The sequence below is a fragment of the Prosthecobacter sp. genome, from assembly GCF_029946185.1.
Taxonomy (GTDB): Bacteria; Verrucomicrobiota; Verrucomicrobiia; order Verrucomicrobiales; family Verrucomicrobiaceae; genus Prosthecobacter.
On sequence record NZ_JAQSEA010000173.1, the window covers coordinates 1 to 14,500 of the forward strand.

Annotated in this window: 11 protein-coding genes; 9 read left to right on the top strand and 2 right to left on the bottom strand. The window is 58.4% G+C overall.

Annotation, left to right across the window (positions count from 1 at the left end; all coding sequences use genetic code 11):
• Positions 1-156: 156 nt before the first annotated feature.
• The 6 genes from PSV43_RS15115 (at position 157) to nagB (ending at position 8,063) form a co-directional block, all read left to right on the top strand.
• Entirely contained in the window at positions 157-810 is a 654-nt protein-coding gene (locus tag PSV43_RS15115) for a hypothetical protein (protein ID WP_300198910.1), read from the top strand.
• Positions 811-836: 26 nt separating this feature from the next.
• Positions 837-1,550, top strand: a complete 714-nt coding sequence (locus tag PSV43_RS15120) for a hypothetical protein (protein ID WP_300198913.1) — start codon at positions 837-839, stop codon at positions 1,548-1,550.
• 76 nt (positions 1,551-1,626) lie between these two features.
• Positions 1,627-4,314, top strand: a complete 2,688-nt coding sequence (locus PSV43_RS15125) for a hypothetical protein (RefSeq protein WP_300198916.1) — start codon at positions 1,627-1,629, stop codon at positions 4,312-4,314.
• A 58-nt stretch (positions 4,315-4,372) separates the two neighbouring features.
• A complete protein-coding gene (locus PSV43_RS15130; protein WP_300198918.1) occupies positions 4,373-4,723 on the top strand; it encodes a VOC family protein in 351 nt (116 codons plus the stop codon).
• A gap of 133 nt (positions 4,724-4,856) precedes the next feature.
• The gene (gene lipA, locus PSV43_RS15135) at positions 4,857-5,756 is read left to right on the top strand and encodes a lipoyl synthase (protein WP_300198921.1); all 900 of its coding nucleotides are present in this window, start codon (positions 4,857-4,859) and stop codon (positions 5,754-5,756) included.
• 420 nt (positions 5,757-6,176) lie between these two features.
• Positions 6,177-8,063: a glucosamine-6-phosphate deaminase gene (gene nagB, locus PSV43_RS15140; protein ID WP_300198924.1), complete on the top strand. Its 1,887-nt coding sequence runs from the start codon at positions 6,177-6,179 to the stop codon at positions 8,061-8,063.
• A gap of 4 nt (positions 8,064-8,067) precedes the next feature.
• On the opposite strand, the gene PSV43_RS15145 is transcribed toward nagB, so the two are convergent.
• Entirely contained in the window at positions 8,068-8,547 is a 480-nt protein-coding gene (locus tag PSV43_RS15145) for a transcriptional repressor (RefSeq protein WP_300198927.1), read from the bottom strand.
• A gap of 296 nt (positions 8,548-8,843) precedes the next feature.
• Between PSV43_RS15145 and PSV43_RS15150 the strand changes: the two genes are divergently transcribed.
• From PSV43_RS15150 to rimO, 3 genes are all read left to right on the top strand, one after another.
• A complete protein-coding gene (locus tag PSV43_RS15150) occupies positions 8,844-9,428 on the top strand; it encodes a hypothetical protein (protein WP_300198930.1) in 585 nt (194 codons plus the stop codon).
• Between the two features lie 35 nt (positions 9,429-9,463).
• Positions 9,464-11,473: an ATP-binding protein gene (locus PSV43_RS15155; protein WP_300198933.1), complete on the top strand. Its 2,010-nt coding sequence runs from the start codon at positions 9,464-9,466 to the stop codon at positions 11,471-11,473.
• A gap of 89 nt (positions 11,474-11,562) precedes the next feature.
• Positions 11,563-12,921, top strand: a complete 1,359-nt coding sequence (rimO, locus tag PSV43_RS15160; RefSeq protein WP_300198936.1) for a 30S ribosomal protein S12 methylthiotransferase RimO — start codon at positions 11,563-11,565, stop codon at positions 12,919-12,921.
• 62 nt (positions 12,922-12,983) lie between these two features.
• Here rimO and PSV43_RS15165 read toward each other — a convergent pair whose 3' ends face one another.
• Positions 12,984-14,498, bottom strand: coding sequence for a tannase/feruloyl esterase family alpha/beta hydrolase (locus PSV43_RS15165; protein WP_300198939.1), 1,515 nt, complete (start codon positions 14,496-14,498; stop codon positions 12,984-12,986).
• Positions 14,499-14,500 lie beyond the last annotated feature (2 nt).

A 14,500-nucleotide genomic window follows, 5' to 3' on the forward strand; every position in this document is an offset into this window, starting at 1 on the left:
CGCCACTGAATATCCGGGCGGTCCTGTGCCGCCGTGCATCCACCGTGCTCCGGTGACGCTGCCTGAACAGCCGCCGCGTCTGCTGCTGATCAGTTGAAGGATGCACGCAGCATTGCGCGTGACGGGCATAGGCGCTAGTCTGAGGGTCATAACGCCATGCTAACCTTGCTCCGAGAAATGCTGCATTCGCCGGTGCTGGACATCGTCCAGCGCCTGAAGCATTCCACGGGCATGACGGTGACGGAGCTGCGTACGGCGATGAAGATGAGCTACATGGGGGTGAAGCAGCACTGTGTGGAATTGGAAAAAGCCGGGTTTCTCGACACTTGGCGTCGGGCCAAGGCCGCAGGCAGGCCCGAAAAACTCTATCGGCTAACGTCCAAAGCGGATGCCCTTTTCCTTGGCTGTGGGCTGACCATGACGCTGGAGCTGCTGAGCACGGCTGAAAAGGTCTTTGGCGAAAGCGCTCCACCGAAGCTGTTGTTCACCTATTTCCAGGCCAAGGGGGAAGAATGGACTGCCAAGCTGACTAAAGCCGCGACTCTGGAGGAGCGTGCCCGGCTGCTGGCCCGGCTGCGCAGTGCGGATGGCTGCATGTGTGCCTGCGAAACCGATGCGCAGGGCCGCCTCCTTCTGGTGGAGCATCACCGACCGCTGCGGGAACTGGCGGCGCGTTACAGCATCGTGGATGAACTCGAATGCGAAATGATCGAGCGTCTCATGGGCTGCGAGGTGCGTCGTTCGGTGGAAGAAGTGTCGGGTCTGGTGCGTGTTACTTTTCAAATCAAGACAACAGAGCATTCAGAATGACTTCAGGGAACGCAGGCAGGACAACAATGGCATGGATCAAAGCAGTGGCAGCAGCAGGCACCGGCCTGCTGGCATCGTGCGGCAGCAGCATTGCTCCGCTGCGGCCTGCGTGGCAGCAGGACCCGAACCTTTTCCATCAGGGCTTTCCGGCCCGTGCTGCACAAACGACGACGACACCCCACATGGTGGCCCGCGTGGTGTACGCCGCTCCTGAGCAGGTCAGACACCTAGTGGAACGCCAGGGCGATGTGCCGGAAACACAGCGCGGGCTTGCACGCATGGGGGATGGTACGGTGGATCTCGGAGTGCAGGATGTGGCGTCGGGCAAGTGGCTGGAGTCGCACCTTTGCGGCGGTATTCTGTTTGTGGCGGGGCTGCCCAATCAGGCCTATCGCATCGTGCTGAAAAACCGTACGCCGCTGCCGCTGGAACTTGGCGTGGGCGTTGATGGTAAAGATTCTCAGACAGGTGGTGCCGCCTCACTCAGGCGTGGCAGCCTGCGCGTGGAGTCAAAAGCTACGCTGGTGCTGGATCATTCGGCACAGGGCCCGCTGCTATTCAAGAGGGTGGAAGGCGATGCGGTGTTGTTTGACACCAGCCCGCAGGGGCGGACGGGTTTGATTCAACTGGCGGTGTTTCTCGCCGCAGATGCACCGAGCATCGGGCCGGAAAAGCTGCGAGCCAGTCAGATTGCGCCCTTGGGACTCCTCCCCATCGGCAGGCCTGAGCAGTATCGGTAGGGGGAGTTTAAAGCCGTTGACGGTTGTTTATCCAGAGCTTGTGAAGTTCGGAGAGCTTGGGTAACTTTGTAAGCTCATGCTTCGTTTCCTGCGCCGTCTTCTCTTGTTTATGGTTGCCAGTTTTTTGCTGGCGGGAGGCGTGTATTTGAACACGACGTCCTTCCATGAGCGCTGGCATGGGTTTGTCACGGGTGAACTGGCGCAGCATGGGGTACATCTGAATTTTGAGCGGCTGACGGTAAATCCGTTTGGCGGGATGGTGGCTCGTGGGGTGAAGGTGTTCAATGACGCGAGCAAACAGCATGTCGTGGCGTCGGTTGACCGGCTGAATCTGGACGTGGATTTTGGCAGCTTGATCGAGGGAAGGGTCAAGATTGACGGACTGGAACTGCTGCATGCGAGCATGGCGCTGCCGGTGGACCCGGAGCACCCCGAACTGACCACGATCGAGCTGAAAGATCTCAGTGCGCGGGCCTTGCTGGAAGGGCGGCAGCTTGACATCCGGCATGCGGAAGGGCTGCTGTCTGACGGGCTGCGCATTTTAATCAGCGGTGTGTTGGAACTGCCGGAATCAAATCCCGATGAGCCAGGCCTGAGTGCGCAGGAGCGGCTGCGCATCATCCGTGAGCATCGTGTGCAGATCCAACATGGGCTGGACTGGCTGGCACGGTTTCGCGCGCCGCATGTGCCCACTCTGAGTGTGAAGGTCTCTGGCGCGCTGGACCGGCCGCAGGAGCTCAAGGCGGAACTGCTGTTTCAGGCTGACGGCTTGGAATTTGAAGATTATGTGTGGAAGGAACTTGTGGCGGAGGCGGAGTACGATGGCGGGTTTGTTGACTTGAAGAGGCTGCATTTGCTGGATCATCTGGGCACGCTGGAGGCCACGGCCACCTGGCGCATTGGTGCGGATCACCTGCGCTTCCGGCTGACGTCGAGCGCCGACCTGCCGGGCTTGGCGCAGGCGTTTTTCAGCAGTGAACAACTGCGGGAGGTGGTGTTTTATGAAGCCCCGCAACTGGCGCTGGAAGGCAGCATCTTTTTGAAAAAGGCCACGCCCGAGGACTTTTTGCCCGCCGAGGTGACCGGCAGGCTGGACTGCGGGCGGTTTGGCAGTCGCGGTGAGGTTTTCAATTCACTCAGCCTGACTCTTGGAGCCACCCCTGAAGGTATCTTTGTGCGTGATGCGATGCTGAAACACAAGACGGGCACCCTGGCGGTGGATGTGATGAAGCACCGGACGCAGGGCTTTAAAGCCAATCTGGTGCTGCGTATGGACCCGAATTTATTTCTGCCTTTCATACCCGGGCCGAAAACGCGCGAGATCATCCAGCGCTTTGGCTTCGATGAAACGTCTCACATCGACGTGAGCCTGGCGTGTGCCGGACCGACGACCATCTTGCATGACTGCCCCAGCTCCGGCCACGGTGTGCTGCGCCATTTTTCCTACAAGGGGGTGCCATTTGATTCAGCTGAGCTGGATCTGGCGCTATTCGGAGACATCCAAAATTATGCCAACGTGAGGGTGCAACGTCCGGATGGTCCGGCAGAGGCGGAGCTGGTGTTCGTGAATGATGATGATGACGCGAAGTGGCTGCGGCTCGTCAACGTGCATACGACCGCGGATGCGGCGGGCATCGTTCGTGCGTTTGCGCCGAAGGTGGCGGATCAGATCGCGCGCTACCGCTTTTCCGCTGGAACGGATGTGACGGCCAACGGCACGATCGGCTACAAGAGCAATCCACAGTTCAACAACTACAAGGTGGTCTTCAAAAATTCGGCGGGGGCTGCGCACTATGAACTGTGGAATGAGGACTACCCGATCAGTGCTCCCAACGGCGAGGTGAACATCATCCGCAGCATGTTGAACTTTGATATTAACGGCCGCCTGTTTGGGGACAGTCTGAAGGCGAAGGGTGCGGTGAATCTCGCTCAAGGAGTGCGGGGCTATGACGTGGAGGTGCGGGCCGGACGCTTTCCGTACGATGTGTTTGGCCGCAGGCTGCCGTTTGAAGAAGTCCGGGCTGATGTGCACAACCGGGAGGGAATTGCGCGGATTGACATTGCTGCGGATGTGCTCGGGGGCGGCATGACTTTGAAGGGCACCTTGAACGATAACCGCGAGCCGAGCACCTATGACGGCGAGCTGCGCATGAACGCCCTCAGCTTCCAGCGTTTTGCGCAGGTGTACTCGCCGGGGAATGAAAGCATCGGCGACATCAGCGGACATTTCAAATTCACCGGACGCATGAACAACTGGAAGGCGCTGAAGGGCGGGGGCGCGCTGATCATCGTCAATGGCAATCTGCTTGCGCTGCCCGTGCTCGGGCCGCTGACCCCGATCATTGGCGCGTTCCTTCCTTCCCCGATCAAGGGCTACAACGTGGCCAAGAAAGCGGACTGCACCTTTGAGGTGTCGGACGGTTTCATCGTCACGGAAAATGTCGAGGTGGAATCCAGCGCCTTTCGCATCTTTAGCCGTGGCAACGTGGACTTCATCCGCGATGACATTGACTTCAACGCGGAGGTGCGAATGCGCGGCCTGGGCATCCTGCTGTTTCCCGTGACTCAGTTGCTGGCCTACAAGGGCTCCGGGACCATCGGCGACACCAAATGGAACCCGCGCATTTTTGGGGGGGGCAACAAGGACGAGCGCAAGCCTCCCACAAAGAGGGAACTGCAGGAAGCACAGCGCATTGGTGGCAATCCGGCGAAGGCGAACACGAACCCCGCTCCGCCCAAGCAGCGGGCGTTGTTTGGAAACTGAATGCGGCGGATTGTAGGATTTGCTGTCATCAGGGCGCGTATTGTGGCACTGAAGCCGCATGAAGGTAGAACGACTCAAATACGTGATCTGGGCGGTGGATATGAACCGCGCGGTGAATTTCTATGCCACGGTCTTCGGCGGCACGATCCTCAAGCAGAACGACATCATCAGCGAGGTGTCCATCTGTGACGGGATCATTGGCATCCATGGCGGAGGTGAGGGGAATCGCACCTGGACGGGACTCAGCTTTCAGGTGGCGGACGTGATCGAAGGCGCACAGGAGATCGCCGCTGCGGGTGGGCAGATCACGCGTGAACCTCAGCCTGAAAATGGCGAGCCGCCGCATCTGGCGATGTGCGTGGATACCGAGGGGAATGAGATCATGCTGACGCGCAAGCGGGCGCATTGATCAATTGAGTCGAACTGAGATCAGCGCCAACCGTCGAAAAGGGCGGGCAGCATGATCCCGACTCTATCGCGCTGCGTATGGATGTCCAAACGCGTTGCAAATGCCCTCATTTGGGCCATTCATCACCCCGCCCATGACCCCCAAGATCGACCCAGCCCTGCATCGCGACAAAAAACCGGACTGGATCCGCGTGACGCTGCCGCGTGACCCGAAGTTTTGGAGCACGAAGGGGCTGATCACCGATTTGAAGCTGCACACGGTGTGTGAAGAGGCCCAATGCCCGAACCGCTGGGAGTGCTGGAGCCAGGGCACGGCTACCTTCATGATTGCCGGGGACCGCTGCACGCGTGCCTGCGGCTTTTGTGCGGTCAAAACGGCCAAACCTTTTGCTCTGGAGACCGATGAGCCGCAGCGTGTGGCTGAGGCGACGAAGCGCATGGGCTTGAATCACGTGGTCATCACCGCCGTGGCGCGTGATGACATGAAGGATGGCGGCGCAGAACATTTTGCCCGCACGATTGAAGCGGTGCGCGCTGCTGTGCCGACGATCACGATTGAAATCCTCGTGCCTGACTTCAACAACAAGGACGACGCGCTGGAAGTCGTGATGAAGGCGCAGCCGCATATCTTCAATCACAACCTTGAAACCGTCGAACGCCTGACACCACTGGTGCGCAGCCGTGCGCAATATCACCGCAGCCTGCATGTGCTGAAGCGTGCCAAGGAGATGGCGGCGGAATTGGGCACCAAATGCGCCACCAAGAGCGGTGTGATGTTGGGTCTCGGCGAGACGGAGACGGAACTGTTTCAGGCGATGGACGACCTGCGCGAGCATGGCGTCACCGTGCTGACGCTGGGCCAGTATCTACGGCCTTCCCCTCAGCATCTACCGGTGATCGAATACGTCCATCCGGACACCTTTGAGAACTACAAGCAAATCGCCCTGAAAAAGGGTTTCCGCCATGTGGCGAGTGCGCCGCTGGTGCGCAGTTCGTATCACGCTTCGGATTTCAAGCCGGAGCTGGATTTGTAGGGAGGTTCGTTTTGAGCTTTCGAAGGTATATTTGCGGAAGCCGCCAGCCATGCGGTTTCAGAAATTCGTCAGGGAGACCGCCATGCGCAAGGCCACAATTTCCTGCTTGTAGAATAGTGCGGAGGTCTGGGCAAAGTCGCGGGTCAACTGTCGAAAGCGGGAGGCCTGCTTCGGCTCGAGTTGGGCGTAGTCGATTCTGAAGGGGGCAAATGGCAACGTGAGGAACGTTGATTCTTCTGGAAAGGGTGGTCTTCAAGGAAATAAACGAAGGCCATGAATTCAGGTGTTAAGAGTGACACATACGCCTTTCAGCATGCCATGCGAATACATTAGGCTCCACCTAACGAGTAGGCAGTTACGCGAATGCGGGTTGCGTGAGCGGCGATTTTCGGTCTCTTCGGGTAGCCCCAACCCAATACCATGTCCATTCGTCCTCCTGCCGAAGCCTACGAGAAAGTTCCGACTGTCATTTTCCCAGACTCAGCCAAGGCGGCCAAGACGCTGGCGCAGGAAGTGAAGCTGTTGATTGAGACCAAGAACAAGGCCGGTAAGCCAGCGGTGCTGGGCATGGCGACAGGATCGACGCCGGTGCCGTTTTACCGCGAGCTGATTCGTCTGCACAAGGAGGAAGGGTTGAGCTTCAAGAACGTCATCACCTTCAACCTTGATGAGTACTACGGTCTTAGCTCCGATCATCCTGAGAGTTACTCGATGTTCATGGCGGAGCAGTTGTTTGACCACATCGACATCCCGAAGGCGAACATCAATCTTCCCAGCGGCACGGTGCCAGGAGATCAGGTGTTCAATCACTGCCGCCAGTATGAGGAGAAGATCGAAGCTGCGGGTGGCATTGATCTCCAGATTCTCGGCATTGGCCGGACGGGCCACATTGGCTTTAACGAACCCGGTTCCAGCCGCGACTCAATGACCCGCCGCATCACGCTGGACCGCGTGACGCGCCAGGATGCCGCGAGTGATTTCCGCGGAGAGCAGAACGTGCCGCATTTCGCGATCACGATGGGGGTGGGTTCGATTCTGCGGGCGAAAAAGCTGGTGCTGATGGCCTGGGGCGAAAACAAAGCCGTGATGGTGGCTAAAGCCGTCGAAGGGCCAACGACCGAGGTGATCTCCGCCTCGTTCTTGCAGGATCACCCGGATGCGAGGTTCTTCATCGATCACGGGGCATCCCGTGAGCTCACCCGCATCAAACTGCCGTGGCTTGTCGGTCCGGCGTCCTGGACACCGCGTGAGACGCGCCGCGCGATGGTGTGGCAGGCCTTCAAGATCAAACGCCCGATTTTGAAGCTGGTGGACGAGCACTACAATGAGAACGGCCTCTCTGATCTGCTTTCCGAACAAGGCCCGGCCTACCAGCTCAACATCCGCATCTTCAACCAGCTGCAACACACCATCACCGGCTGGCCCGGCGGCAAGCCCGATGAGGACGACACCTACCGCCCTGAGCGTGCACGGCCTTACCCAAAACGTTGCCTCGTTTTCAGTCCGGAACCGCAGGATGCCATCACAGGCATGGGCGGAACGATGGATCGCCTTATCGAGCAGGGGCATGACGTGCGCCTGATCACGCTGACTTCAGGCAGTCTGCGGGTGCCGGACAGTGAGGCTGATAAATTTGCCGAGACATTACTCGAACTGGCTTCGAATGCGGCCAATCCTACCACGTGGGCTGCTCAGGTGGCTTATGCTCGGGAAGCGCTGAGCCTGCTGGAAGCGAAGGGTGAATTTGGCGAGGACCCGCCGCTGCTGCGGCAGCTCAAGGGGCTGATTCTGCGCGGTGAATTGCGCGATGCGGCTCACACGGTGGGGATGGCCAATGATCGTGTGACCTTTGTGGATCTGCCCTTTTATGAACAGGGTCGTTACCGTCGCTTCAAGAGCACGGAGGAAGATCACACGGCACTGGTGCGCCTGTTACAGGAGCACAAGCCCCACCAGATCTACATCACGGGTGATGCAGCCGATCCATCGAGCGTGGCAGGCATCTGCTTCCGCCTGCTGGTGACCGCTTTGCAGTCGTGTGCCGGCGAGGAGTTCGCGGGTTCCTGCAGCGTGTGGCTGTATCGCGGCAAAGAACGGCCGCTGGAGCCGCATGAGATTGACATGGCGATTCCGATGAGCCCCTTGCAGATTGAGCGCAAGGCCAACGCCTTGTCACGCTATGGTGCCTTGTCCTCCTTGGAGAAGGAAGCTCCGGAGACCAATCGCGAAAATGCACGGCTTTATGATGCGCTCGGCCTGGCTGAGTACGAGGCCATTGAGACATTCCAGCGCTGGCGCCGGGTGTGATCTTTTAGGCTGTTACCGCGAGCTTGGAATCACGGTAGGTACATTTACCCAGCCGCTGAAGCTCATCGCAGTGGGCTTCGATGCGCATGCTCTTCATGCTGGGCTGGAAACCAAGCCGCCGTGTGATGCAGTCATGCAGCAGCGCGGTGTGATCATCCTCAAACTCCACCACGCGATCGCAATCGAGGCAGATCAGATGATTGTGCTGGGGTTTGTCGAGGAAATTGGGGTCGTAGTAGGTCTGGTCGCGGCCTAGATCGACTTCGCGCAGCAGTCCGCATTCGACCAGCAGAGTCAGGGTGCGATAAACGGTGGCCCGTGAAACGGTGCTGTCGAGTTTGCGTGCCTTTTCCAGCAGTTCTTCGGCTTTGAAGTGGTCATCGGTGGCAAAGGCAGCCTCGACAATGACATCCCGCTGCTTGGTGCGGCGCAGTCCTTGGCTGGCCAGATGTGTTTCCAAGCGTTGAGTGATACGTTCGTCCATGTGACCGAGAGGGTAGCCATGGCTGAGGATCGCGCAAGGCAGTGCTTTTTTGAAGAAGAAGACTGCGATTCACCTATTTAGGGTGAGAGCGTGAAAAAATATCGCATTAACCACTCCGTGGAAATTTATAAAGTATTGAAAACAAACGAATTAAACCAAGATTAGGAATTATTTTTGGGCATCAAAAGAGAGCTAAAACGCGGAGATTTCAGCGTATAACGTTCAAATTAATTTAAAATAATTATGGATTTTATTGTTAATATTGATAAAATTCCCCCGACTGCCTGATTCCAAGCATGCCTTTACCATTTTCATTCTCTACACAACGCCAAAGCTCTGGGGTCGAAAGTCCTGCGGAAGCCAGAGACATGGCCATTCCAGAGAAAGTGATGAACTATGCTCCCGGCCATGTCAGCACCGAGCCCTTGCAGCGCACTGTGGGGAACATTTTTATAGCTCCTGCGAAGGAAGCCGTGCCGCATGCAGGTCCTCCTTTCACACGTCCTTGGACTGGGGATTCAGCTAGTCAGCCCTTGAGGCAAGATCAGGGAACTGTTCTGCCAGCTGAGTTGCAAGTGGCACCAGCGGCGTCGCCAACCTCTCCACAAGAGGTTGCTTTAGCCCATGACTTGCCGGCTCAAATAGATCAATTGCGCAACGATATATTCGGCATCGCCATGAATGTGAGCGCGTTGAATGACCGGCTGGATCGTATGGAACAGCGGCTTCCTCAAGCTGGGCAGTCAATGCAGGCCGGTATCACCGCCTTGCGTGGTGAGATGGAAACGTGGTTAGAAAGCCACCTCAGTGCGGCCGTTGAGCACTGCATGCATCAGATCATCAGCCGCAACAATTCTTCTGACAACCGTTCCGTCAACTGACCGTCCCAATCCCCCGTTTTTCGATTTCACCCTCTATGAACTCTCTGAGACTCCGTATCCTGCTCCCCCTCTGGCTGTTCGGCTTTTTGCCGGCCATAGGAGCCACCCGTATGATGGGACAGCCACTTGAATGGTTCTTCGGTATGAACGGCATTCTTCTCGGCGGTGGTGTGTTCCTGGCCGCTTATCTGATTTCCGGCTGGCTGCTCAAACCCACGACAGCGGTCATGAAAGGCACAACAGCGGTGCTGCGGGGTGTCCCACCGGACGCGCAGTCTGCTGAATGGCTGCCGGCCGATTTTTGGAAGCTGCGCTGTGACATCAACATGGTCTTTGCCAAGCAGCGCCAGGCGCTTAATGCCGCCGAGCAGCATGCCTGCCAGACGGCGCAGCGCCTGCTCAATGCAGAGCGCCTGCTGCGTGAGGCCTTCACAGCACTGCAGGGCCTGTTTGCCGCCAGCGATGAGGGAGTGCTCGTGGTGGATGCCCAGGGTTCCATCATCGCTTCGAACTCCAAACTGGATGATTTCCTCGGCAAGCCGGTCGAAGAAGTTGCCGGGCGTGATTCCACGCGCGTCCTCAATGCGTTGATCGAGCGCTTTGAAGAAAAGGCCGTGATTACAGCCTGGATCGAAAAGACCTCCGCCAGCCTCGAGGGCCAGAATGAAACGCCGCCGCTCGTCTCCAGTGACAGCCGAGTTTTTTCCCTGCGTTCCAGCCCGATGCGGACTGATGCTGGTGAAGTGATCGGACGCATCTGGATCGTCAAAGACCGCTCCGAAATGCGGTTGCTGGAAAATCAGCTGCGTGAATCGCAGAAGATGGGCACCATTGGCCAGCTTGCCGGCGGCATCGCCCACGACTTCAACAATCTTCTCACCGCGATTCGTGGCAATCTCACGCTGGCTGAACTCACTCCGGCGTCCAATCAGGCTGGGGTACGAGACAAGCTGCAAAACGCCAACCACGCCACCACACGTGCGGCGGAGCTCGTGAAATCGCTCCTCGGCTACTCACGCCGCAGCACCGGCGTCGCCATGCGCAAGTCCATGAACCTCAAGCGCCTCCTGGCCGACGTGCAGAACCTCCTCAAGCACAGCGTGGATCCGCGGGTCACCATTCAAATGCGCGGCGGCATGGACGCCTCCTACGCGACCGGCGACGCCACGCAGATCGAGCAGGTCATGCTCAATCTCTGCCTCAACGCCCGCGATGCCCTGCCTGCTGACAAAGGCGTGATTGAAATCGCCGTCGAAAACGTCACCCACCGCATGCCGTCGAAAACAGCTGAAAGCAACGATGCGGCCGACTTCGTCATGCTCGTGGTGCGTGACAACGGCCACGGCATCTCTGAAGAGCACCGTCAGCGCGTTTTTGAGCCCTTCTTTACGACGAAGGCGGGCAGCAAGGGCACCGGCCTTGGCCTCTCCACCGCGCAGGATATTGTGCGTGAGCACGGCGGCTGGATTGAGTTCGAAAGCGAAGTGGGACGCGGCAGCGAGTTCCGTGTGTTTCTGCCACGGTTGCTGAATCCCGAACAGACCGAAGAGGAGACGCCGATCAATAACGGACCCGCCATCAATGCCCCGGTCGGCGGTCAGACCACCATTCTAGTCGTGGATGACGAGGCTCCAGTGCGCTCCATCGCCATGAACATGCTGGGCTTCCTTGGCTACCGCGTCTTGGAAGCGTGCGACGGCCAGCAGGCGCTGGACATCCTCCTGCGCAATCAGGAGAAGGTGGACGCCGTCCTGCTGGACATCTACATGCCCAAACTTTCCGGGCGTGACACCTTCAAACAATTGCGTGCTGTCGGCAATGATGTGCCCGTCGTGGTTTGCAGCGGTTTTGTCATCGACCCCGACGAATTTACCATCCTCAGCCAGGGACGGACACCGCCGGTGGACATCATGCTGAAGCCCTACTCATTGGATGGTTTGAGCAAGGCGCTGGCCAAAGCTGTGCAGAAATCGCAGGGGGAAACGCCTGCTTTTGAGATCACCGCCAGCCGCGTGCCGGAACAGGCCCCAGTGCTCGTTTCATAGTCGCAAGTGGAATTTTGGATGGAGAACCGCCACACGGCGGCCATCTTTCTCCTTTTCGATTGCCGCAAAGGCGCTACCATCCGCGCCCCATGATTAAAGTCGGCCTCGTCTCCCTCGGTTGCGCGAAAAATCTTATCGACTCGGAAATCATGATCGGCCACCTCCAGCAGGCAGGCATGGTCATGACACCCGAGCCGGACCTCGCGGATGTTCTCATCGTGAACACCTGTTCGTTCATCGACATGGCCAAGAAGGAAAGCGTTGGCGCTGTGCATGACGCGGTGGACCAGCGGGCGGGCTCGAAAAAGCGAGAGCGGCAGAAGATCATCGTCGCCGGCTGCCTGTCGCAGCGCTTTTCAACGGAGCTTCCCGGCCTCATGCCGGAAGTGGATGCTTTCATCGGGCTTGATCAGATTACGCAGGTCGCCCCCATTATCCAGAAGCTCATGGGCGCGAAGAATCCCGAGCAGGAAAATCACGTCACCCGCCAGCCGCAGTACATCCCGGATTACGACACACCGCGCTTCCGCCTCACGCCGCAGCACATGGCTTACATCAAGATTGCCGAAGGCTGCAACCATCCCTGCTCCTTTTGCATCATCCCGCGCATCCGTGGCCGCCACCGCAGCCGCACGCAGGAAAGCATCGTCAAAGAGGCGCAGCAGCTCGTCGCCAGCGGGGTGAAGGAGATCAATCTCATCTCCCAGGACACCACCTACTTCGGCATGGACAAATGGACGGAGGAGCGGCCCAAGCCGCGCAGTGGCGTCGATTCCACCAAGGGTGAATCCCTGTCCTCCCTCATCCGCGAACTCAACAAGATCGAAGGCGACTTCTGGATCCGCCTCCTCTACACGCATCCGGCGCATTGGAGTGACGACCTCATCCAGGCCATCGCCGAGAGCCCCAAAGTCGCGCGTTACATCGACATGCCGCTCCAGCACATCAGCGACCGCATGCTGGGCCTCATGAAGCGCGAGACTGATGGCGCCTACATCCGCGATCTCATCAAGCGCATCCGTACCGGCATCCCCGGAATTGCCATTCGCACGACCTTCATCGTGGGTTTCCCCGGTGAAACCGAAGCCGATTTCAACGAACTGCTGCAGTTTATTCAGGACACGAAGTTTGAACGTGCCGGCGTCTTCAATTACTCCCGTGAGGAAGACACGCGCGCAGCGAAGATGGAGGATCAAATCCACCACATGACCCGCAAGGCCCGCTGGAACGAGGCCATGCGCGCCATCCAGCGCAGCATCGAAGGTTTCAACACCACGCAGGTGGGCCGCAAAATGCGTGTGCTCGTCGAAGAGCCCGGCGTGGCCCGTAGTGAGATGGATGCCCCTGACATCGACACCACCGTTTTCGTGAACAAGAAGCTCCCTGTGGGCAGCTTTGCGGACATCACGGTCAAGGAGTGGCGCGGGTACGATCTGGTGGCTGGTTGAGGTTTAGCAAGCGTCAAGAGGTCAAGGCTTGAGTCTTGACCATGCGTGAAGACTTCACTCACTCACTCCGCCGCTTGCGGCCTGAAGCTTTCGGCGACGCGCTCCACGCCACCGCGAGGTCCGACCACAGGCTTGAATCCGCCGGTAGAGTCCCAGCCCGTCTTTTCCGGATAGGGGTAGAGTGGCATGTCGAGTTCGGTTTTGCCGTCCACGATGCGTTGCGTGCTGAGCGTGTGCGGGGTCTCGCCTTTTTCGCGCCAGTTCATGACGAGGGCGAGCATGTCGGGCAGTTTGTTGATGCCGGGACCGGGACCATGGCTCATGCCGGGAACGATGTAAAATTTGCAAAACGAGGCCGCTTTTTCCAGGGAGCCAAAGTGCTCGATGACGCGCTCGTAGTAATCGAGTGATGCATGGTAGGGCACGCAGGAGTCGGCCGAGCCGGAGATCATGATGAGTTTCCCACCGCGTTTTTCGAAAGCTGTGAGATCAGGATTTTCAGCATTGAGATAGGGGCCAAGCGCAGCGGTGTAAGTGTCGATGTCTTTGCCGAAATCGAGGCTCTGCAGGTCTTTGTCCTTGCCGAAGACCCATTGAAAAAGATAGAGATGGCCGTGGGCGATCTTGAAGGAGCTGCCGAAGGGAATGCCGTCGAAGATGCGCTCGCCGGTGATGGCGTGTTTTGGGCCGCTGAAGAGCTTTTGCAGAGCGGTGGCGTGCTTGTCCGTCAGTGTCGGATCTTTCTTCATTGCCAGCGCAATCACGGCCTCAATGTCTTTATCGGTGCAGCGTGGGTCGGAGACCATCTTGCCTGCGGTTTGGGGGATTTCGCGTGAGGCCATGTACTCATTGCCGGCGGCGATCACATTTTCCTCCTGCGTGTTGGAGAAAGGGCATTGATGGAAGATCTGCTCGTTCCACAGGAAATAAGCGTGCAGCGGAGTGCGGCAGTGGGCGGGGACATTGGCGACGATGCCGTCGTAATCTTCGGGGTACCGCTGGGCTTCCTGAAGGGCCTGCTGGCCCCCGGTGGAGCCGCCGTTGAAGTAGGAGTATTCGGGAGCGAGGCCGTAGTAAGCCTGGATGACCTGCTTGGCGGAGACGGTCATGAGGTGGGTGGCGCGAAAGCCGAAATCCTTCCAGACGTCCGGTTTGCCAATGCCGGAGTCCGAGTTTGGGGAAGTGCCCATGTCGGTGGTGGCCACGGCGTAACCACGGGCCATGTAGCCTAGGAGGCCTCCCGAATTGATGCGACCGGCGGCGCCGCCGTTGCCGAGACCGATGAAGCGCTTGTTCCACATTGCTGCTTCAGGCAGGCAGACTTCCACATTGATGTTGGAATTCTTGCCTGGATTGAGAACGATCTTCACCACCGTATGCGGCGGTAAGTTTTTGTCTGCGGTGACCCTGCTTTCTTCTACGAGCACGATTTTTCCGGCATCGATTTGAAGGTGCCTGACTGCTGCAAGGCGGTCCGTGGGCTCCGGGGGCGCTGCGATTGCCGTTATGGCGGCGAAGGCCGCGAGGAAAAAGTGTCTGCAAAGCTGCCGGGGAATTCCTGCGGTGTGATGTTTCATAG

What these genes read in the sequence shown, in the direction of transcription:
- lipA (WP_300198921.1), top strand. Translation starts at nt 4,857, where the DNA reads ATGACCCCCAAGATCGACCCAGCCCTGCATCGCGACAAAAAACCGGAC.
- PSV43_RS15115 (WP_300198910.1), top strand. Translation starts at nt 157, where the DNA reads ATGCTAACCTTGCTCCGAGAAATGCTGCATTCGCCGGTGCTGGACATC.
- PSV43_RS15130 (WP_300198918.1), top strand. Translation starts at nt 4,373, where the DNA reads ATGAAGGTAGAACGACTCAAATACGTGATCTGGGCGGTGGATATGAAC.
- PSV43_RS15165 (WP_300198939.1), bottom strand. Translation starts at nt 14,498, where the DNA reads ATGAAACATCACACCGCAGGAATTCCCCGGCAGCTTTGCAGACACTTT.
- PSV43_RS15145 (WP_300198927.1), bottom strand. Translation starts at nt 8,547, where the DNA reads ATGGACGAACGTATCACTCAACGCTTGGAAACACATCTGGCCAGCCAA.
- PSV43_RS15155 (WP_300198933.1), top strand. Translation starts at nt 9,464, where the DNA reads ATGAACTCTCTGAGACTCCGTATCCTGCTCCCCCTCTGGCTGTTCGGC.
- nagB (WP_300198924.1), top strand. Translation starts at nt 6,177, where the DNA reads ATGTCCATTCGTCCTCCTGCCGAAGCCTACGAGAAAGTTCCGACTGTC.
- PSV43_RS15125 (WP_300198916.1), top strand. Translation starts at nt 1,627, where the DNA reads ATGCTTCGTTTCCTGCGCCGTCTTCTCTTGTTTATGGTTGCCAGTTTT.
- rimO (WP_300198936.1), top strand. Translation starts at nt 11,563, where the DNA reads ATGATTAAAGTCGGCCTCGTCTCCCTCGGTTGCGCGAAAAATCTTATC.
- PSV43_RS15120 (WP_300198913.1), top strand. Translation starts at nt 837, where the DNA reads ATGGCATGGATCAAAGCAGTGGCAGCAGCAGGCACCGGCCTGCTGGCA.
- PSV43_RS15150 (WP_300198930.1), top strand. Translation starts at nt 8,844, where the DNA reads ATGCCTTTACCATTTTCATTCTCTACACAACGCCAAAGCTCTGGGGTC.